This is a genomic window from Leisingera sp. ABM4_101, assembly GCF_056158725.1.
Genome location: NZ_JBSWTV010000001.1, coordinates 61,960 through 82,077, shown reverse-complemented (window position 1 = coordinate 82,077; position 20,118 = coordinate 61,960). Strand labels below are relative to the sequence as shown.

Sequence of the window (20,118 nt, the reverse complement as noted above, 5' to 3'; positions counted from 1 at the left end):
GTCCGGTGTAGAGCGATCGCTCTACCGTATCCCCATGACTGAAACACAGCACAGAATTGCCGAGAGCCTGGACCGCCAGTTTGCCGAGATGGGGTTTGCTACCCAGGGCGTTGAGGCCCTGCGCGCGGGCGCCGATGTCTCGCTCAGAACGCTCTACAAGTACTTTCCCAGCCGCGAAGCGATGGTGGTCGGTGCACTGGCCTACCGCGACCAGGCCTATGGCGACTGGATCGCAGGCGGGCCGGGGCAGGGGGCTGAACATGTGCTTTATCCGCTCAAGCGCCTTGGTGAATGGCTGGAGCAGGTCTCCAGCACCGGCTGCCTGTTTCTGAATGCGCTTGCCGCCTATCCGGACAGTGTTGCGATCCGCCAGACGGTCGAGGGCCACAAGACCCGGCTTCAGGCACAATTCCGCACCCGTCTGCTGGACGCGGCGCCGGGTTGCGATGCCGGGGGTCTCTCGGCCGCGCTGTTCCTGCTGCACGAAGGGCTGACCGAGGCGGCCCGGTTCCACGGACCGCAGGCCGCCGCTGCCACCGCCCTCAGCAGCGGCAAAACCATTCTGCTGGCTGCAGGGATCGACTGACACCGCCAGCCCCCTCACTCCAACACGGGAAACAACCATGAAAATCGCAGAAATCCACATCTATCAGCATGATCTGCCGGTCAAAAACGGCCCCTACACGATGGCCAACGCCGAGGTCTGGGCGCTAGACACTACGCTGGTGAAACTGGTGGCGGACAATGGTCAGGTCGGCTGGGGCGAAACCTGCCCGGTTGGTCCGACCTATGCCGAATCCCACGCCGCCGGCGCCCGTGCGGCGCTGAAAGCGATGGCCGAAGGTTTGATCGGAGCCGACGTAACGCCCATGACCCTGCACCGGCGCATGGATGAGCTGCTGACCGGCCACAACTACGCCAAGGCCGCCATCGACATCGCTGCCCATGACCTGCTGGGCAGGCATCTGGGCGTCAGCGTCTCGACCCTCTTGGGCGGCGCGGCCACGGACCGGGTGCCCTCCTACTACGCCACCGGCGTCGGCGCCCCCGATGACATTGCGCGCCTCGCCGCCGAGAAACAGACCGAGGGCTATCCCCGCCTGCAGGTTAAGGTCGGCGGCCGTCCGGTGGAGCTGGACATCGAGACCATCCGCAAGGTCTGGGAGAAGGTCCGCGGCTCCGGCATGAAGCTGGCGGTGGACGGCAACCGCGGCTGGACCACCCGCGATGCCCTGCGCGTCAGCCGCGAATGCCCGGACATTCCGTTCATCATGGAACAGCCCTGCAACACGCTGGAAGACTTGCAGAAAATCCGCCCGCAGATCAGCCATGGCCTCTACATGGATGAAAACAGCACCAGCCTGAACACGGTGATCACCGCGGCGGGCACCGGGCTGGTCGACGGTTTCGGCATGAAAGTCACCCGCATCGGCGGGCTGCAGCCGATGCGCGCCTTCCGCGACATCTGCGAAGCCCGCAACCTGCCGCACACCTGCGACGACAGCTGGGGCGGTGACATCATCGCCGCCGCCTGCACCCATATCGGCGCAACCGTGAAGCCTGGCAATCTGGAGGGCGTCTGGCTGGCCGCCCCTTACATCGAGGGCAACTATGACGCCGAAAACGGTATCCGCATCGAAGGCGGCCACATCGCGTTGCCGCAGGGCCCGGGCCTGGGCATCACCCCGGACGAAAGCCTGTTCGGCACCCCGGTTGCATCCTTCTGAGGGAGAAGAGATCCATGGAATTCCAAGAAAAATGCGCGCTGGTCACCGGCGCGGCGGGTGGCATCGGCGCCTCCATTGTCCAGCGTCTGCGCGCCGCCGGTGCCAAGGTGGCGGTCGCTGACCGCGACACCAGCGGCATAGAGGCCGAGGCGCATCTGCCCGGCGACCTGCTGGACGCGGATTATGCCAACATGCTGCCGCAAGCAGCTGCCGAGGCGCTTGGCGGGCTGGATATTGTCATCAATAACGCCGGTGTCATCACCCGCGGCCCGGTGACAGACACCTCGGACGCCGACTGGGACCTGTCGATGGGGGTGAATGTTCAGGCGCCCTTCCGCATCTGCCGCGCCGCGATCCCGCTGATGGCTGAAACCGGCGGCGGTGCCATCGTCAACACCGCGTCGTGCTGGGGCGGCAAGGCGCCGGGGCCGAACCACGCGCTTTACTGCATGACCAAGGCGGCGATTGCCTCGCTGACCCAATGCATGGGGATGGACCACGCCCATCAGGGCATCCGCATCAACGCGGTCTGCCCGAATGAGGTGAACACGCCGATGCTGCGCACAGGGTTCGCCAAACGCGGCTTTGACCCGGACAGCGCGGTTGCGGAGCTGGGCAAGACCGTGCCCCTGGGCCGCATTGCCCAGCCGGAAGACATCGCTGATGTGGTCATGTTCCTGGCCTCGGACGCCGCCCGCTATATGTGCGGCGCGCTGGTGGAGGTGAACGGCGGGAAACCGGTGTCATGAACCGGTTTGACGGCAAGGTGGCACTTGTCACCGGCGGCCGCAGCGGCATCGGCCAGGCCATTGCCCGCCGTCTGCGCGGCGAAGGGGCGCGGGTTTTCACTGCGCAGCGCGGAGAGGATGCCGAGTTCGAGGCAATCGCCGCCGATTTCACCGATCCGGACAGCCCGGCGCAGGTGGTGGCAGAGGCCGTCAGCCGGGCAGGGCGCCTGGATGTGCTGGTCAACAATGCCGGCATGATGCAGGAGGCCGGTGTCGAGGAGATGTCCCTCGCCGACTGGCAGCGCAATCTGACGGTGAACCTGACGGCACCTTTCCTGATGATCCAGGCGGCGCTGCCGCACCTTCGCAAGACCAAGGGCAGCATCGTCAACACCGGCTCCATCGAAGGCCTGGGCAGCAACCCCGGCCATGCCGCCTATTGCGCTTCCAAGGCGGGCCTGCATGGCCTCTCCCGCGCGGTGGCGGTGGACCACGGCCATGAGGGCATCCGCTGCAACGCGGTGGCGCCGGGCTGGATCGACACCGAGCTGAACATGGATTTCATCGAAAGTATGCCCAACCCGGAGGCCTTCCGCCGCGAAATAGGCCGCATCCACCCGGTTGCCCGCACCGGCAAGCCGGAGGAAGTGGCAGCTTTGGTTGCTTTCCTGGCGTCTGAGGATGCCGGCTTCATCACTGGCCAAGTCTACACGGTGGACGGCGGCCGCATGGCCAAGCTGAGCCTGCCTTGAACAAAGAAACGGGCCTCAAAGGCTCGGATCCCCTGTTCATCTGGCTGAAAATATCCCGGGGGAGGCCGCAGGCCGGGGGCAGAGCCCCCACTGCCCTCTATTCCTTGCCGGACCGCCATTCCTTCCACATCAGATAGGTATTTGCGCCCAATGAGGCAAAAGGTTCCGGCGGCAGCCTGGGCGGTTCGGGCTGGGCCAGGAAATGGCTGGCAATCTCCGATCCCCCTTGCAGAACCAGTTCCGCAATGCCCATGCCCTGCAAGGTGCCGCGGGCAATGCCGAGGCCGTTCTGGCAGCAGGCGGAATAGACGCCCTGGTCCAGCTCACCGAAAGCTGCCGAGCCGTTGCGGCTGAGGCACAGCATCCCGGCCCAGCGGTGTTCCATCTGCACGCCTTCCAGATGCGGAAACCGTTCCCTGAACTTGCGGTCATGCACCCAGCCCGCGTTGCGCAGGCGCATTTCGCTGGTCTCGATGGTGGGGTGGAAGCTGGAACAGGTGCGCACCAGGATCCGGTCGCCGTAAGAGCCGGAGATCCGCCGCACAGAGGTGCCCATCGGGTCCGCGGGAGTAACTGACCAGCGGGCCTCGCCACCCAGGCGCTGGACCTGTTCCGGTGTCAGCCGTTCGGTCATCGAGGCATAGAGGCAGATGTGCATCAGGCGGCGCTGGTAGAAGCCGAAACTTTCCAAATGGCCGTTGTTGGCCAGGATGATCGAACCGGTGGTGACGCGCCCCTTAAGGCTTTTCACCAGCCATCCGTTACCCTGTTTTTCAAACCCAATAACCGGGGAGTTTTCAAACACGCTGATCCGGCCCGCCAGATGCGCCGACAGGATCCGGATATAGGCGGCGGGCTGAATCATCACCGTGCCCGGTGCATAAAGGCCGGAAGTGTAGTGCGGACTGCCGGTCAGCTCTTGCATTTCGGCCTGCGAATAGAGCGTATGCGGCTCTCCCAGCCGCTCCAGATGGGCGGCGAAATCGCGGTTGTGCTTGTCGCCCGCGCGGGTGGCGGCGGCGTTGATCTTGCCTGCGGGATCGAACATCTCCTGCGGCAGGGCGCAGTCTTCGGCGATACTGGCGGCAAAACGGATTGCCTGCCGGTTCAAGGCAATCGCTGCCTTGTCAGCCTCCAGCCCTGTGCCTGCGTAATTGTCTGAGGCCAGATCATGCGGCAGGTCGATCATGAAGCCGGAATTGCGCCCGGCGGAGCTTTCGGCAAAGGGTCCTGCCTCCAGCAATGCGATCTTCAACGAAGGGTCCAGCTGGTGCAGGCGGCGGGCTGCCGACAAGCCTGCAAATCCGCCGCCGATGATGGTCACATCAGCGGTCAGATCGTGGTCCAGCACCGGCAAAGGCGCCTGGGGCGGCAGGATGGCATTCCATCCCGCAGCACCAGTCTGCCGGGGCAGGCGTTTGGCGTCGTAGCGGCTCAATCCACGGCCTCGTCTGCGTCATCGGCCAGGTCGATCCAGATGGTCTTCAGCTGGGTGTACTGGTCGTGGGCATGGACCGAGTTGTCGCGGCCGCCAAAGCCCGACTGTTTGAAGCCGCCGAACGGGGTGGAGATGTCGCCTTCGCCGAAGCTGTTCACCGTAACGGTGCCTGCGCGCAATTGACGGGCGCCACGGATGGCGCGTTTGGCGTTGGCGGTGAAGATCGACGCGCAGAGGCCATATTCGGTGTCGTTGCCAACCTCGATTGCCTCGTCAAAACCGGAGACCTCGATCACCGACAGCACCGGGCCAAAGATCTCCTCGCGTGCCAGCAAGGCGTTGTTATCCTCGACTTCGACCACGGTGGCCTCGACAAAACCGGCCTCAGCCTTGCCGCCGATCACCACGTTTTCGGCCTTCTCCAGGTAAGAGCAGACCTTGGTGTAGTGGCCTTCGCTGACCAGCGCGCCCATACGGGTTTCCGGGTGCAGCGGGTCGCCGATGTTCCACTGTTTGGCGTGGTGCGCGATGCGCTCCAGGAGCTCCGCCTTGACGTCCTTGTGCACGATCAGGCGGGACGAAGCCGAGCAGTTCTCACCCATGTTCCAGAAGGCGCCATTGACCAGATGCTGGGCCACGCGGTCGAGGTTCTCGGCGTCGTCCATGACGATGGCGGGGTTCTTGCCGCCCATCTCCAGCACCACTTCCTTGGCGTTGCTTTCCGCCGAATAGGTCAGGAACTTCTTGCCGGTCACGGTGGAGCCGGTGAAGGAGACCATGTCGATGTCCATGTGGCGGCCAATCGGTTCTCCCACCTCGCCGCCGCCGCCGGGCAGGATGTTCAGCACGCCTGCCGGGACGCCTGCCTCAGCCGCCAGTTCCGCAATCCGCAGCGCGGTCAGGGTGGTTTCCTTGGCGGGTTTCACCACCAAGGAGCAGCCCGCCGCCAGCGCCGGGCCGATCTTCCAGGCCAGCATCAGCAGCGGGAAGTTCCAGGGCAGCACCAGGCCAACCACGCCGATGGGTTCGCGCACCACCATGGCGATGTGATCGTCAGACGCCGGCGCCACTTGATCATAGATCTTGTCGATCGCCTCGGCGTGCCATTTCAGGCAGTGGATGGTCTCCGGCACATCGACGGTTTCGCAGTCATAGATGGTCTTGCCGCTGTCGATGCTTTCCATCACCGCCAGCTCGCGGGCGTTGCGGGTCATCAGCTTGCACAGGCGGATCAGCACATCCTTGCGCTCGGACGGGTGCAGTTTCGACCATCGGCCGTCGTCAAAGGACTCGCGCGCCTTCTCCACCGCAAAGTCGACGTCCGCGGCACCGCAAGCTGCAATATCCGCCAGCTTTTCGCCGGTGGCCGGGTTCAGGGTCTCAAAGGTCTTGCCCGAGGCCGCGGGGCAGAACTTGCCATCGATGAAAGCCGCCGTCGGCAGATCCAGGCCGGCGGCAATGGATTTGTATTCGTCATGAGTAAGCAGCGACATGGATCAGCCCTCCGCCTGGATATCTGCGATTTTCTGTTTCAGCACCCGCACAACCTGTTCCAGCGCGCGTTTGTCGTCCTTATTGAGGCCGGTCAGCGGCGCCCGCATGGCGCCTGCGTCAAAGCCGTTCATGGTGACGCCGTGCTTGATGGTCTGGATGAACTTGCCGCCCTGCTCCAGCACCCGCATCAAGGGCAGCATCGCCGACATGATCCGGCGGCCTTTGGAGAAGTTGCCCTCGACCACGCAGGCATTGTACAGCGCCACGTGTTCTTCCGGCAGGAAGTTCGACCCGCCGCAGACCCAGAAAGGCGCGCCCCAGGCAAAGAACTCCAGCGCCTGGTCGTCCATGCCGCAGCCCAGCTGGATGTGCGGATAATCCCGCGCCAGCAGATGCACCCGGTTGATATCGCCGGAGCTTTCCTTGATGCCGCAGAAGTTGCGCGAGCGGCAAACGCGGTCCAGGAACTCCTCGCCCATCATGGTGCCGGTGCGGTGCGGGTAGTTATACAGCATCACCGGCAGATCGGCCGCCTTGTCGATGGCCAGCGCATTCAGCGCGTTTTCGCGGTCGGTCGGAACCGAATAGGCGGGGCTCGCAAGCAGGATGCTTTCTGCGCCCAGCTTGGCGGCGCCTTCGGCCAGCGCGATGGAATCGGGCGTGCGCATGGCGCCGGTGCCGACAACCAGCGGCAGCTTGCTGTGCTCGCGGGTGAACCGCGCCAGCTCCAGCCGTTCCTCAACGGTCTGGGCATAGTTCTCGCCGGTCGAGCCGCCGGAGATCAGGCCGTGCACGCCGCTCTCGATCAGATAGTCGATCACTTGGGCCAGGGCGTCCCAGTTGACGCTGCCGTCCTCGTGATAGGGCGTCACCACGGGGGTGTAGATCCCTTCAAACTTGAAAATAGGGGTCATCTGCGTCCTCATGCAGGGGTTTTACGCGCCACCGTCCCAAGCGGCAGGTCAAGCCCGGCGGGCATGACAAACAGCTCGATCTGATCGCGCGACAGGTTCCAATGGTCGATCGCCAGCTGCCCCGCCGCCGCCTCGTCGCCGGCCTCGATGGCGGCGATGATGGCGTCGTGCTGGGAGCTGGCCTCGCCCAGGTTCTCCGCCATCTGGCGGTCCTGGGGGCGGTAGAAGGTCATGCCGATGCGGGCATGATCGATCAGCAGGCGCTGAAAGGACGGGGCGAGATAGATGTTGTCGGCCATCTCGCCGGTGATCTCGTGAAAACGGTTGTTGGCCATCGCCCGGTCGGCGCCCGAGCCGGTGCGCAGCGCCGCCTTGAAGGCCTCCTGCGCCTCCTTCAGCTCGGCAATCTGCGCCTCGGTCGCGTTTTTGGCCGCCAGCTGCAGCACCGCGCCGTACATCATCGGCGCCGCCAGGAAGAAGTCCCGCAAAGTCATATGCGACATCTCGCTGACCCGCGCCCCGCGGTTTTCCCGCAGATCGACATAGCCCTCGCCCGCCAATTGCCGCAGCACTTCGCGCAGCGGCGTGCGGGACAACTCGAACTCTTCCGACAGCTTTGATTCGTCGAGATCGGCGCCCGGCCGCAAGGCAAGCGTCATGATGGCCGTTTTCAGATGGCCATAAAGCTCTGCCTTTCTGCGTTTGGACGCGTCCTTCATTCCAGTCTCCATCGTTGCGTTTGAACCTGTCCGGGCAGGATGACCCGGCTGTTCAGCTTCGGCAACCACATTGCTCATTTTGTGTTAGGAGAAAATACAATTTGTGTACAGAGAAAAAATATGCAGTATGCACGAAATGTTTTCGGAGGAGGGGAACAGGTGACGACCCATACGGAAGACGCCGTGATCGACTGCCGCAATTTGTGGAAGATCTTTGGCCGCCGCGCAGATGAGGCAATGAAAGCCGTTAAGGAACAGGGGCTTGGCAAGCTGGAAGTGCGCGACCGCTTTGACTGCGTGGTGGGGGTGCAGGATGCCACCTTCACCGTCGGCCGCGGCGAGATCTTCTGCATCATGGGCCTGTCCGGCTCCGGCAAATCGACCTTGATTCGCCATGTGAACCGGCTGATCGAGCCGACTTCCGGCCAGTTGTTCATCGAAGGCCAGGACGTCAACAAGCTGTCCGCGAAGGATTTGCGCGAAGTGCGGGCCGAGAAAATCGGCATGGTGTTCCAGAACATGGCGCTGATGCCGCACCGCACCGTGCTGGAAAACGTCTCCTTCAGCCAGGAGGTGCGCGGCCACGATCCCAAGGAACGCCGCGAAAACGCGATGCGCGCCATTGATGCCGTGGACCTCAACGGCTGGGACCAGAAATACCCGGATGAACTGTCGGGCGGTATGCAGCAGCGCGTCGGCCTGGCCCGTGCCATTGCCGCCGATCCCTCGATTCTGCTGATGGACGAACCTTTCTCGGCGCTTGATCCGCTGATCCGCCGCCAGTTGCAGGACAAGTTCATGTCGCTGTCGGCAGAGATGAAGAAGACCACCCTGTTCATCACCCACGACCTGGACGAGGCGATCCGCATCGGCGACCGCATCGCCATCATGAAGGATGGCGCCCTGGTGCAGGTTGGCACGCCAGAGGACATCGTGACCAACCCTGCAGACGATTATGTCGCAGACTTTGTTGCCGGCATCTCCAAGCTAGAGCTGATCTCGGCGGCCAAGATCATGACACCTGTCGAGCAGTATGAGCAGAGCAATGGCCCGGCAAATGTGGACAGCTGGCCCGAGGCGCATCCGGACCATTCGCTGGACGATCTGGTGAACCTCTCCATCGCCACCCAGCACCCGGTGGTGGTCAAGGCTGACGGCAAACCCATCGGCATCGTCACCAAGAACGCCTTGCTGCGCGGCATCCAGGGCGATGTCGAAGACGCAGCCAGCCTCAAGCACTAAGGAGCGGGACCCATGGCAGACAAAGAATTCAGCATCCTGGACCCGTTTTCCTCGATTGATCTTGGGCTGGCGGAATTGGCGGACGGCGTAAAGCAATGGGCGATTGCCAACCGCGGCATCATCCAGCCGATCAAGAAGTTCTTTAACGAGATGATCGTCGGCATCGACACTGCGCTCAATGCAGTGCCGCCGATGATCATGCTGGCGATCCTGATCCTGATCGCCTGGCAGGCCGCGGGCCGCCGGGTGGCGATCCTGGTCGGCGTGGCGATGTTTGCGCTTGGCTTCCTGTCGCCCAACGCCTGGGGGCTGGCGATGACCACGCTGGCGATTGTGGTTTCGGCGGTGATCCTCTGTTTCATCATCGGTCTGCCGCTGGGGATCCTGGCGGGCAAGAACGACCGGTTTGAGACCGCCATGCGGCCGGTGCTCGACACCATGCAGACCATCCCGGCCTTTGTTTACCTTGTGCCGGTGGTGATGCTCATTGGCATCGGCAATGTCTCCGGCGTGATTGTGACGATCATCTTCGCGCTGCCGCCGCTGATCCGCCTGACCTCGCTGGGCATCCGCGGCGTGAACCCTTCAGTCGTCGAGGCCGCCCGTGCATTCGGCGCCAACCCCCGCCAGATCCTGTTCAAGGTCGAGCTGCCGCTGGCGACTCCCACCATCCTGGCCGGCGTCAACCAGACCATCATGCTGTCGCTGTCGATGGTGGTGATTGCCTCGATGATCTCGGTCAAGGGGCTGGGCAACGAGGTGCTGCGCGCCATGGGCCGGCTGGATGCGGGCAAGGCGCTGGTCGGCGGCCTTGGCATCGTGATCCTGGCTATCGTGCTGGACCGCATCACCCAGGGCATGGGCCAATCGGGCCGCGAACGCGGCCACCGCCACTGGTGGCAGGGCGGCCCCGTCGGCGCAGTGCTGCGCCTGGCGGGCAAGGCCTGACGGGCAAGACCGGACTTTCAATTTCATCTGAACACCTAAGGGAGGACACATATATGTTCAGAAAAACCGCACTGGCTGCGCTGGCAGCCTCGACTATGCTGGCAGGCGCGGCGTTTGCTGCAGACAACCCCGGCGAAGGCGTCACCGTGCGCCCGGTGATCCAGCCGACCGTCGAGGAGTTCTTCCAGGCGCGCATCGTGTTCCAGGCGCTTCGCGACCTCGGCTATGACGTGGCAGAGCCGGAAGAAGTGCTGGCCCAGACCATGCACCTGGCCCTCGGCACCGGCGACGCGGATTTCACCACCGCCTCCTGGAACAAGCTGCATGACAACTTCTTTCAGGAATCCGGCGGCGACGACGTGCTGGAGAAGGTGGGCCACCTGATCGACGGCGCACTGCAGGGCTATCTGGTGAACAAGGCAGCCTATGATGCCGGCGTGCAGAACCTGGGCGACCTCAAGGACCCGGCAAAGGCCGCCATGTTCGACGCCGATGGCGACGGCAAGGCCGATCTGGCCGGCTGCGTGCCCGGCTGGGGCTGCGAGCGCGTGATCGAACATCAGCTGACCGAGTTCGGCCTGCGCGACACCGTGAATCACAACCAGGGTGAATATAACGCCATCATCGCCGACACCATCGCCCGCAACGCAGGCGGCGAAAACGTTCTGTACTACACCTGGACGCCTTACTGGGTCTCCGGCGCACTGGTGCCGGGTGAGGACGTGGAATTCCTGGCCGTGCCCTATTCCTCGCTGCCCGATGGCGCCACCGCGGAGACCACCTTCAACGGCAAGGACCTGGGTTTTGCGGTGGACAGCATCCGCATCGTCGCCACCGATGAGTTTCTGGACGCCAACCCGGCAGCTGCAAAACTGTTCGAAGTGGCGCAGATCAACATCAACGACATCTCCATCCAGAACAAGAAGGTGGCGGATGGCGAGGACAGCTCGGAAGACATCGACCGCCATGTGGCCGAATGGATCGACGCCAACCGCGCCGCCTATGACGGATGGCTGGACGCGGCCCGCGCTGCAGCCAAGAAATAGGGGATAGACCCGACTCACTGGACTGCGCGGGGCTTTCTCCGCGCAGTCCGTTTCATTTCTGGGGCAAACCATGACCAAGACACAGCATTTTGCCTTTCTCCTGGTGGAGGAATTCTCCCATCTCGCCTTCTCCTGCGCGGTGGAGCCCTTGCGCATCGCCAATCTGGTCAGCGGCAAGGATCTGTATGATTGGTCCTTCGGATCGGAAAACGGCGAGACCGCAGTCTGTTCCAACGGCTCGGTGACCCTGGTGCACTACGGCTTTGACGCGATCCCGAAATGCGACCAGCTGTTTGCACTGTCGGGCATCCACATGCGCAATCATGTGACCAAACCCCTGCTGGCCGCTTTGCGCCGTGAAAAGGCGCGCGGCATTTCGGTTGGTGCGCTGTGCTCCGGCGCCTGGGTGCTGGCGGAGGCCGGATTTCTGAAAGGCATGCAGGCGGCGATCCACTGGGAATACCACGACAGCTTCATGGAGGCGTTTCCGGAGGTGAACCTAGTGCGCAGCGTCTTCGTGGCGGACGAAAAACACATGACCGCCTCTGGCGGCACGGCCACGGCCGACCTGATGCTGCACCTGATTGAGCGCGACCACGGCTATGACCTGGCCGTCGCGGTGGCCGATCAGATGGTCTATAACGCGGTGCGCAATGCAACCGCTGAACAGAAGGTCTCGCTGCAATCGCGCAACGGCATGCGCAACACCCATCTGGCCCGCGCTATCCAGATGATGCACGACCACATCAGCGATCCGGTCTCTCCCACGGTGATTGCCGACGACATCGGTATCTCCACCCGCCAGCTGGAGCGGCTGTTCGGCAAATACCTGAACACTTCGCCCAAGAAGTATTTTATGGAAATGCGGCTGGAGCGCGCCCGCAACCTGCTGATCCAGACCGAATCCTCGGTGACAGAGGTGGCGCTGGCCTGCGGTTTCGACAGCCCGGGCCATTTCTCCCGCGTTTACCGCGCTGCCTTCAACGTGACGCCGATGCTGCAGCGCGGCCGGATCAGCTGAGGCCGCCGGAAACCGGCGCGGTTTCCGGCCATGAAAAATCGATTTTTCATGGCCGTTTTCATTGCATGAAAACGGCGGGCGCCCGGTGCAATCTCTGCTGGCTTTCAAAGCTGTATTTCCCATATTGAAATGAAGCCCGTTCATCCCAGCCACAGGCCAGGAGCCGCCAATGTCCCGCCGCCATTACAACCTGCCGCCACTCACCACCTTGGCTGCCTTTGAGGCCGCGGCCCGGCATCTGAGCTTCAAGAACGCGGCACAGGAGCTGTCGGTGACCCCAGGTGCAGTCAGCCACCAGGTCAAGGCGCTGGAGGCGGAGCTGCAGGCGCCGCTGTTTCAGCGCAAGCACCGCGGGGTTGAGCTGACAGAGGAGGGCGAGGCGCTGTTTGAAACCCTGGCCTCCTCGTTTTCCAAGATTTCGCTCAGCCTCAAGACCATACGCGACCGCCGCACCGGCGGTACCGTCACGATCGGCTCCACCTCCGCCGTTGCGTCGCTGTGGCTGTCGCCCTCAGTGGTACGGTTCTGGGGCAGGCACCCGGATGTGAACGTCAATCAGATCGTTAACGACCGGCCCCTGCGCAGCATGCCGGATGTGGACTTTTACATTCGCTATGGGCGCGAGCGGGATACCAGGCTGGAACAGGCTGAGCTTTACCGCGATCACCTGGTGCCAGTTGGGAACGCGGAGCTGGCAGACAGGCTGACCGGCTGCGCTCTGGAGGAATTGGCGCAGCAGCGGCTTTTGCATCTGGAGTCGGACGATAGAAGCTGGACCACCTGGGCCGACTGGTTTTTGCAGCTGGGTTATGACGGGCCCATCGCGCCGGGGGTGCGGGTGAACAACTATTCGGTGGCGCTGCAGGCGGCGCAGGACGGGGTGGGTCTGGCGCTGGGGTGGCAGCGGCTGCTGACACCCTTGCTGACCACTGGCCAGCTGGTGCCGATCGGGCCGCATGTTCTGGCCGCACCTCATGGCTTCCACCTGGTGGGCCGTCCGGACGCGGAATTGTCGGAAACCGCCCGTTTGCTTCGCAATTGGGTGATTGACGAGGTCCGTCAGGGGTCGGATGAGCTCAGCTAATCTCAGCGTGAAAATTCCTGATATTGAGTAAATCCGCCGTCTCCCTTCAATGGCGCAAAATCCGCACATCTTTTTCCTGCCTTGGAGAGACCCAGATGAACAAGCATGACACGCTTGCCCCGGTTATGGCTCCGGTCAACGTCGCAAACGGCCTGCCGAACGCCCATTACATCGACCCCGCCGTTTTTGCCGAAGAGAAACGCTCGGTTCTGTTCAAGAACTGGTCCGGCATCGGCTTTGGCAAGGACGTGCCGGAGCCGGGCTATGCCAAACCGGTGGATTTCCTCGGCATGCCGCTGTTGATCGTGCGCGACAAGGACGGCGAGATCGGCGTTTTCCAGAACACCTGCCGCCACCGCGGCATGATCCTGGTCGAGAAGGCCGGCAAGATCCGCGGCGCCATCCGCTGCGCCTATCACAGCTGGTGCTATGGCCTGGACGGCCGCCTGGTCTCCACCCCGCATGTGGGCGGCCCCGGCAACAACAAGCATGAAGACATCAAGCTGGACGAGCTGGGCCTGGTGCGCATCCGTTCCTACGTCTGGCGCGACGTGGTCTTTGTGAACGTCGACGGCACTGCACCCGAATTCGAAGAAGCCCACGCCACCCTGCTGGAGCGCTGGAAGGAATTTGAAACCCCGGTGCATCACGGCGGCGAAGGCTCCGGCTTCAAGCTGGAAGTCAAAACCAACTGGAAGCTGGCGGTCGAAAACTATTGCGAAAGCTACCACCTGCCGTGGGTGCACCCGGGGCTGAACAGCTATTCCCGCCTGGAAGACCACTACAACATCGAAGTGCCGGGCCACTACTCCGGCCAGGGCACCCTGGTCTACCGCCAGCTGAAGGGCGAAAACGGCGAGCTGTTCCCGGATTTCGAAGGCCTCAGCAGCAAGTGGGACGAGGGCGGCGAATATGTGGCCGTCTACCCGAACGTCCTGCTGGGTGTTCAGCGCGACCACGCCTTTGCGATCATCCTGGAGCCGGTTGATACCGAAAACACCGTCGAACATATCGAACTCTACTATTCCAAATCTTCCGACGACACGCCGGAGCTGGAAGATCTGCGCACCGAGAACGCGAAGCTGTGGAAGACCGTGTTCGAGGAAGACGTCTTTGTGGTCGAAGGCATGCAGAAGGGCCGCCACGGCGAGCTGTTCGACGGCGGCCGGTTCTCCCCGGCGATGGACGGCCCGACCCACAATTTCCACGCCTGGGTGGCCGATCAGGTGACCAAGGGCCGCGAGGCATGAGTTCTTTTCTGAACGGCGGGCTGGCCAGGAACTTCCTGGCCGGCAAATGGGTCGAAGGCGACGGCGGCAGCCGCATGGCTGTCGAAGATCCCGGCAATGCCGAACACGTGGCCGACTGCGCACTGGCAGGCGAGGAAACCCTGGCGAAAGCGCTGGACGCCGCCCGCGCCAGTTATGAACGCGGCGACCTGGCTGCGATGCAGCCCTCCAAGCGCGGCCAGCTGATGCAGCGCATCGCCGCTGAAATCCGCGGTATCGCCGATGAAGGCGCCAGGCTCTTGTGCCGCGAAAGCGGCAAGAGCCTCAGCGCTGCGCATGATGAATTCGAGGAAGCCGCGCAGTATTTCGAATACTACGGCGGCATGGCTGACAAGATCGAAGGCAAGTCGATCCCGCTCGGCCCCGATTACGCTGATTACACCGTCTATGAGCCCTATGGCGTCTCCGCCCAGATCGTGCCGTGGAACTTCCCGGTGTCGATTGCCGCGCGTTCGCTGGCACCGGCCATGGCGGCTGGCAACTCCGTGATCATCAAATCGCCGGAGCTGGATCCGATGGCGCTGGCGATGCTTGGCGTCGCACTGGAACGCGCGGATGTGCCTGCGGGAACAGTCTCCATTTTGAACGGCATCGGTGCAGACCTCGGCGCGCGGCTGGTGGAAAGCTCCGCCGTCGATCAGATCGTGTTCACCGGCTCGGTTCCGACCGGCCAGGCGATCTTGCGCGCGGCGGCCAACCCGGTGACGCCCGCGCTGATGGAGCTGGGCGGCAAATCGGCAGCGGTGGCCTTTGAGGACACCAACCTCGACACGCTGATGTCCTCCTTGCAAAGCGGCATCTTCTATAATGCGGGCCAGGTCTGCTCTGCCATGTCGCGAGTGCTGGTGCACCGCTCGATCTATGACGAGGCCGTCGAACGCGCCGCCGCGCTGGCAAACGGCCTCAGCGTCGGGCATGGCTTGGAAAACCCCGGCCTCACGCCGGTGATTTCGGCCAAGCAACTTGACGGCATCGAAACCCTGACCGCCACCGCCCGCCAAAGCGGCGCCCGCGCGGCTTCGGGCGGCGCCCGGCTGGAGCGGGAGGGCTATTTCATGGCTCCCACAATTCTGGCCGATGTGGACCCTGCGTCCCGCGTCGCACAGGAGGAGATCTTTGGCCCCGTCACCTGCTTCACACCCTTCGACACCGAAGCCGAGGCAATCGCCATGGCCAACGGCACCGAGTTCGGGCTGGTCGCCGGCGTCTTCACCCGCGATCTGGCGCGGGCACATCGCGTGGCGAACCGTTTGCGCGCCGGGCAGGTCTTTGTGAACGAATGGTTCGCGGGCGGCATCTCCACCCCGTTCGGCGGGGTCGGAAAATCCGGTTTCGGCCGTGAAAAGGGGCTGGAAGCGCTTTATAATTATGTGCGCACCAAGAACATCGCGATCTCGCTGAAGGGCTGAGCCATGGACCGCGACGACCTCGACCGCGCGCTGCTCAAGGCGCATGAGGACAACGACCACACCGTGCTGGTCCGGCTCTACACGCTGGCCGGTGACCGGGCCGAGGAAGCAGGCGACATCGACGCCGCCTGTTTCTTCCTGACCCATGCCTTTGTCTTTGCGCTGGAGGCCGGGCTGCCGGAAGCCAAAGAGCTGAACCGCCGCCTGGCGGCGCGGGGCCGGGCGCATCCGCTGGAGCTCTGATACATGTTTCAGGCTGCTGCCCCCGCAAGGGCAGCGGCCTGTTTTGGCCGGCAGGGGAGGGCCGGCCAATCTATTTTCCAAAGGGAGAGGCAATCATGATCCCCAATAAAATGGCGGCGGTCCTGCTGACTGGCCACGGCGGTATCGAGAAACTGGACTACCGCACGGACGTCGATGTGCCGCAGCCCGGCCCAGGCGAGGTGCTGATCCGCGTCGCGGCGGCCGGCATCAACAACACCGACATCAATACCCGCATCGGCTGGTACTCCAAGGCGGTGGATGCCGACACCAACGCGGGCGGCGCCACCGGATTTGACAGCGTCAACGACGACGACGCCAGCTGGTCTGGCAAACCGCTGGAATTCCCCCGCATTCAAGGCGCGGATGCCTGTGGCCATATTGCAGCCGTGGGGGAAGGGGTCGATCCCGCCCGTATCGGCGAGCGGGTTCTGGTACGCAACATGCTGCGCACTTATGTGGACTACCGCCCCTATGAATGCTGGACCTTCGGCAGCGAATGCGACGGCGGTTTTGCCCAGTTTGCAGTTGCGCCCGCGCGCGAAACCCACGCGGTGAATTGCGACTGGTCCGACGCGGAGCTGGCCTCGATCCCCTGCGCCTATTCCACGGCTGAAAACATGCTGCACCGGGTTGGCCTGGGGGCTGAGACCGTGCTGATCTCCGGTGCCTCCGGCGGCGTCGGCTCTGCCGCCGTGCAACTGGCGAAACGCCGCGGCGCCACCGTGATTGCGCTGTCCTCTGCCGCCAAGGCGGATGAGGTTCTGGCGCTTGGCGCCGACCGGGTTGTCGATCGCAACGCCGATCTGGTCAAGGAACTGGGCGAAGGCTCCATCGACGTGGTGGTCGATCTGGTGGCGGGTCCGCAGTGGCCGTCTTTTCTGGACGTGTTGCGCCGAGGCGGGCGTTACACCACCGCTGGCGCCATCGCCGGGCCGATTTCCGAGATCGACGTGCGCACGCTCTATCTGAAGGATCTGACCCTGATGGGCTGCACCTTCCAAGAGGATGAGGTTTTCGCCAATCTGGTCTCCTACATCGAGGCGGGCGAAATCCGCCCGCTGGTCGCCAAGACCTATCCGCTGAGCGAGATTGCGACCGCGCAGGAGGATTTCCTGAGCAAGGCCCACACCGGCAAGCTGGTGCTGATGATCCCGGACGTGGCGCCATGAAGATCAAGAAGATCGAGCTGTATCAACTGGACCTGCCGTACTCGGGCGGCGTCTACATGCTGTCGGGCGGTCGGGAGTACCGCAGCTTTGATGCGTCCTTCGTGCGCATCACCACGGATACGGGGCTGGAAGGCTGGGGCGAGAGCACGCCGTTCGGCTCCACCTATATCGCCTCCCATGCCTTGGGCACGCGGGCCGGTATTGCCGAGATTGCGCCCTACCTGCTGGGCCGCGATCCGCGGCAGATGGACCGCATCAACGAGGCGATGGATGAGGCGCTGCTGGGCCACAACCATGCCAAATCAGCCATCGACCTCGCCTGCTGGGACCTGTTCGGCAAGTCAGTGAATATGCCGGTTTGCGAACTTCTGGGCGGCTCCACCGGCAAACGCCTGCCGGTGATCTCATCAATCTATGCGGGCTGCCCCGAAGACATGCGCGCCCGCGTCGCGCAGCACCGGGAGATGGGGTATCTGGGCCATTCGGTGAAGATCGGCGCGCTGGACAGCGAAGGCGGCCCGGCGCTGGACGCCGAGCGCATCCGTGCGTCGCTGGCCGACCGGCAGCCGGGCGAGTTCTTTCTGGTCGACGCAAATGGCGGGCTGACGCCGGAAACCGCGCTGCGGATGCTGCGGATGCTGCCCGAGGGGCTAGATTTCGTGCTGGAGGCGCCCTGCAAGACCTGGCGCGAGACCCTGTCGCTGCGCAAGCGCTGCACTGTGCCGATCATCCTGGATGAGCTGGTGCAGCAGGATGAGGACATCGCCCTGATGCTGGCGGAGGACGTGGCCGATGGCATCGGCCTCAAGATCTCCAAGGCAGGCGGGCTGACCCACGGGCGGCGGCACCGGGACATGTGCCTGGCCGCGGGCGCGACCGTCAGCGTGCAGGATACGGTGGGGTCTGTGGTGGCGTTTTCCGCCATCGCCCATTTGGGCACCACGGTGCCGGAGCGGTCCCTGCGCTGCATTCTGGACTGCCGCGATATGGTGACGCTGCAAACGGCGGAATTCGATGCGCCTGTTCAGGACGGCGGCGTGCTGGTGCCGGACGCGCCGGGGCTGGGCATTACCGTCGACCGCGATCTGATGGGCGCGCCGCAGGCGGTCTGGGAAGCATGACAGCATCGTAAAATGCGGCAGCTGCCGCGAATTATATTCCCAATGTCGCAAACGTTAGCGCCATCAAACTGACTCGCCCCGGCAGACCCAGGTTTGCCGGGGTGTTTTGTCCACAGGCCGGAGCTTTGGTTGCCGGTTCCGCGGGCTGGATCTGACGTATTAACAGCCCCCGGATGCGGCATTCTGGCTTAGAAGCTGCGATCACGGAGGAATTTACCCGGGAGGCGGGGCGGCGCCCTTGCCATTCGGCGGCAAATTTGATTCGAGTGCGCCCGATCAAACAGGGCCGGACCCGGCTGGTAAAGAGTCAAAAGCGACCGCTGACCCGCGTTTTCTTTGTCTCCGCCGCCGGAAACAGATAAGAACCGCCACGGGAATCGGCCTCGGAAGGACGTAGCGCAAACATGAAAACATTTAACTTGAGGAAGGGGCTGGATCTGCCGGTGACAGGCGCACCGGAACAGGTCATTCACCCTGGCCCGGCCATCACTTCGGTGGCGGTGCTGGGCCCCGACTATCTGGGTCTGAAACCCCGTATGCTGGTGCAGGAAGGCGAGGAGGTCGAACGCGGCACTCCGCTGTTCTGCCACAAAGATGCCGAGGCCGCGATGATGGTGGCGCCGATGACCGGCAAGGTCGTGGCGATCAACCGCGGCGCCCGCCGGGTGCTGCAAAGCGTGGTGATCGCGGTATCTGATGCCGAAGACAGGGGCATCGACTTCTCCGCCACCGGCAATGCCGATACTGCCGAAGGGCTGACCGAGAAGCTGTGCGCGGCCGGTCTGTGGACCTCTTTCCGCACACGTCCCTATTCCAAGATGCCGGTGCCGGGCTCCAAGCCGGGCGCGATTTTTGTCACCGCGATGGACAGCGAGCCGCTGGCCGCCGATGCCGCGCTGATCATCAACGACGCTGCTGAGGCGTTCGAGGCCGGCCTGAAGGCGCTGACGCTGCTGACCGAGGGCACCACCTACCTGTGCCAGAAGACTGGCGACAGCATTCCGGGCGCGAACCTTGCGGGCGTTGAGGCGGCTGCTTTCTCCGGCCCGCACCCCTCCGGGCTGGCTGGCACCCACATCCACTTCCTGAACCCGGTGCGCGCCGAGGATCAGGTCTGGACGATTTCCTATCAGGATGTGATCGCCATTGGCCGTCTGCTGCAGACCGGCCACCTGGACCCGTCCGTTGTGGTTGCGCTGGGTGGTCCCGCTGCGCGGTCGCCGCGGCTGGTTCGGACCGTGATGGGCGCCTCCACCGATGAGCTGACCCGCGGCGAGATTTCCGAAGACGGCCCCGTCCGTGTGATCTCTGGTTCGATCCTGTCGGGCCGCCAGGCGGCTGGCCCGGTTGCTTACCTCGGCCGGTTTGCACGTCAGGTTGCCCTCATCAAGGAAGACCGCGAGCAGATCCCGCTGGGCTGGATCCGCCCGATGGGCAGCAAATACGCGGTTCAGCCGGTGCTGGGCTCGGCCCTGACCAGCAAGCTGTTCGGCCTGACCAGCAACCTGAACGGCGGCCGCCGTGCGATGGTGCCCACAGGCACCTTTGAGCAGCTGATGCCGCAGGACTATCTGCCGACGCAACTGCTGCGCGCGCTGCTGGTCAAGGACACCGACACCGCACAGGCACTGGGAGCGCTGGAGCTGGACGAAGAGGACATGGGCCTCGTCGGCTTTGCCTGCCCGGCCAAGTACGAATACGGGCTGGCGCTGCGCGACTGCCTGGCCAAGATTGAAAAGGAGGGCTGAGCCGG

General features: G+C 63.7%; 19 protein-coding genes. 15 read left to right on the top strand and 4 right to left on the bottom strand.

The features are described 5' to 3' along the window. The first annotated feature begins 34 nt into the window (after window positions 1-34). From ACXAEK_RS00370 to ACXAEK_RS00355, 4 genes are read left to right on the top strand one after another with little or no spacing between them, the layout of a single operon-like run. Window positions 35-586 (top strand): TetR/AcrR family transcriptional regulator, encoded by a 552-nt coding sequence (locus ACXAEK_RS00370; protein WP_475039060.1) that lies wholly within the window; start codon window positions 35-37, stop codon window positions 584-586. A gap of 37 nt (window positions 587-623) precedes the next feature. After that, window positions 624-1,727 carry a mandelate racemase/muconate lactonizing enzyme family protein gene (locus ACXAEK_RS00365; RefSeq protein ID WP_475039059.1) on the top strand — a complete coding sequence of 368 codons (1,104 nt, stop codon included), beginning with the start codon at window positions 624-626 and terminating at the stop codon, window positions 1,725-1,727. Window positions 1,728-1,741: 14 nt separating this feature from the next. Continuing rightward, on the top strand, window positions 1,742-2,476 hold the full coding sequence (locus tag ACXAEK_RS00360) for an SDR family NAD(P)-dependent oxidoreductase (protein ID WP_475039057.1): 735 nt from the start codon (window positions 1,742-1,744) through the stop codon (window positions 2,474-2,476). Beyond that, entirely contained in the window at window positions 2,473-3,207 is a 735-nt protein-coding gene (locus tag ACXAEK_RS00355; protein ID WP_475039056.1) for an SDR family NAD(P)-dependent oxidoreductase, read from the top strand. Before ACXAEK_RS00360 ends, ACXAEK_RS00355 begins: the two co-directional genes overlap by 4 nt. Window positions 3,208-3,304: 97 nt before the next feature. On the opposite strand, the gene ACXAEK_RS00350 is transcribed toward ACXAEK_RS00355, so the two are convergent. The 4 genes from ACXAEK_RS00350 to ACXAEK_RS00335 are packed head-to-tail and all read right to left on the bottom strand — an operon-like array spanning window position 3,305 to window position 7,772. Next, on the bottom strand, window positions 3,305-4,645 hold the full coding sequence (locus ACXAEK_RS00350) for an NAD(P)/FAD-dependent oxidoreductase (protein ID WP_475039055.1): 1,341 nt from the start codon (window positions 4,643-4,645) through the stop codon (window positions 3,305-3,307). After that, complete coding sequence (locus tag ACXAEK_RS00345) at window positions 4,642-6,138, bottom strand: aldehyde dehydrogenase (protein ID WP_475039054.1); 1,497 nt, start codon at window positions 6,136-6,138, stop codon at window positions 4,642-4,644. Before ACXAEK_RS00345 ends, ACXAEK_RS00350 begins: the two co-directional genes overlap by 4 nt. A 3-nt stretch (window positions 6,139-6,141) precedes the next feature. Then, a complete protein-coding gene (locus tag ACXAEK_RS00340) occupies window positions 6,142-7,053 on the bottom strand; it encodes a dihydrodipicolinate synthase family protein (protein WP_475039052.1) in 912 nt (303 codons plus the stop codon). Between the two features lie 8 nt (window positions 7,054-7,061). Continuing rightward, the gene (locus ACXAEK_RS00335; protein WP_475039051.1) at window positions 7,062-7,772 is read right to left on the bottom strand and encodes a GntR family transcriptional regulator; all 711 of its coding nucleotides are present in this window, start codon (window positions 7,770-7,772) and stop codon (window positions 7,062-7,064) included. Window positions 7,773-7,931: 159 nt separating this feature from the next. On the opposite strand from ACXAEK_RS00335, the gene ACXAEK_RS00330 reads away from it, so the two are divergent. From ACXAEK_RS00330 to ACXAEK_RS00280, 11 genes are all read left to right on the top strand, one after another. After that, the gene (locus tag ACXAEK_RS00330; RefSeq protein ID WP_475039050.1) at window positions 7,932-9,014 is read left to right on the top strand and encodes a quaternary amine ABC transporter ATP-binding protein; all 1,083 of its coding nucleotides are present in this window, start codon (window positions 7,932-7,934) and stop codon (window positions 9,012-9,014) included. 12 nt (window positions 9,015-9,026) lie between these two features. Then, window positions 9,027-9,962: an ABC transporter permease gene (locus tag ACXAEK_RS00325; protein ID WP_475039049.1), complete on the top strand. Its 936-nt coding sequence runs from the start codon at window positions 9,027-9,029 to the stop codon at window positions 9,960-9,962. Between the two features lie 53 nt (window positions 9,963-10,015). Further along, entirely contained in the window at window positions 10,016-11,008 is a 993-nt protein-coding gene (gene proX, locus ACXAEK_RS00320) for a glycine betaine/L-proline ABC transporter substrate-binding protein ProX (RefSeq protein WP_475039047.1), read from the top strand. Window positions 11,009-11,078: 70 nt separating this feature from the next. Further along, complete coding sequence (locus ACXAEK_RS00315; protein WP_475039046.1) at window positions 11,079-12,029, top strand: GlxA family transcriptional regulator; 951 nt, start codon at window positions 11,079-11,081, stop codon at window positions 12,027-12,029. Window positions 12,030-12,198: 169 nt separating this feature from the next. After that, the gene (locus ACXAEK_RS00310) at window positions 12,199-13,113 is read left to right on the top strand and encodes a LysR substrate-binding domain-containing protein (RefSeq protein WP_475039045.1); all 915 of its coding nucleotides are present in this window, start codon (window positions 12,199-12,201) and stop codon (window positions 13,111-13,113) included. Between the two features lie 95 nt (window positions 13,114-13,208). Continuing rightward, window positions 13,209-14,363, top strand: coding sequence for an aromatic ring-hydroxylating oxygenase subunit alpha (locus tag ACXAEK_RS00305; protein WP_475039043.1), 1,155 nt, complete (start codon window positions 13,209-13,211; stop codon window positions 14,361-14,363). After that, window positions 14,360-15,811, top strand: a complete 1,452-nt coding sequence (locus tag ACXAEK_RS00300; protein ID WP_475039042.1) for an aldehyde dehydrogenase family protein — start codon at window positions 14,360-14,362, stop codon at window positions 15,809-15,811. The genes ACXAEK_RS00305 and ACXAEK_RS00300 overlap by 4 nt, the downstream gene beginning before the upstream one ends. A gap of 3 nt (window positions 15,812-15,814) precedes the next feature. Next, window positions 15,815-16,054 carry a hypothetical protein gene (locus tag ACXAEK_RS00295; protein ID WP_475039041.1) on the top strand — a complete coding sequence of 80 codons (240 nt, stop codon included), beginning with the start codon at window positions 15,815-15,817 and terminating at the stop codon, window positions 16,052-16,054. 95 nt (window positions 16,055-16,149) lie between these two features. Next, window positions 16,150-17,244 (top strand): alcohol dehydrogenase family protein, encoded by a 1,095-nt coding sequence (locus ACXAEK_RS00290; RefSeq protein WP_475039040.1) that lies wholly within the window; start codon window positions 16,150-16,152, stop codon window positions 17,242-17,244. Beyond that, the gene (locus ACXAEK_RS00285; RefSeq protein ID WP_475039038.1) at window positions 17,241-18,365 is read left to right on the top strand and encodes a mandelate racemase/muconate lactonizing enzyme family protein; all 1,125 of its coding nucleotides are present in this window, start codon (window positions 17,241-17,243) and stop codon (window positions 18,363-18,365) included. Before ACXAEK_RS00290 ends, ACXAEK_RS00285 begins: the two co-directional genes overlap by 4 nt. Before the next feature lie 404 nt (window positions 18,366-18,769). Then, window positions 18,770-20,113, top strand: coding sequence for a Na(+)-translocating NADH-quinone reductase subunit A (locus ACXAEK_RS00280; RefSeq protein ID WP_475039037.1), 1,344 nt, complete (start codon window positions 18,770-18,772; stop codon window positions 20,111-20,113). Window positions 20,114-20,118: the final 5 nt, after the last annotated feature.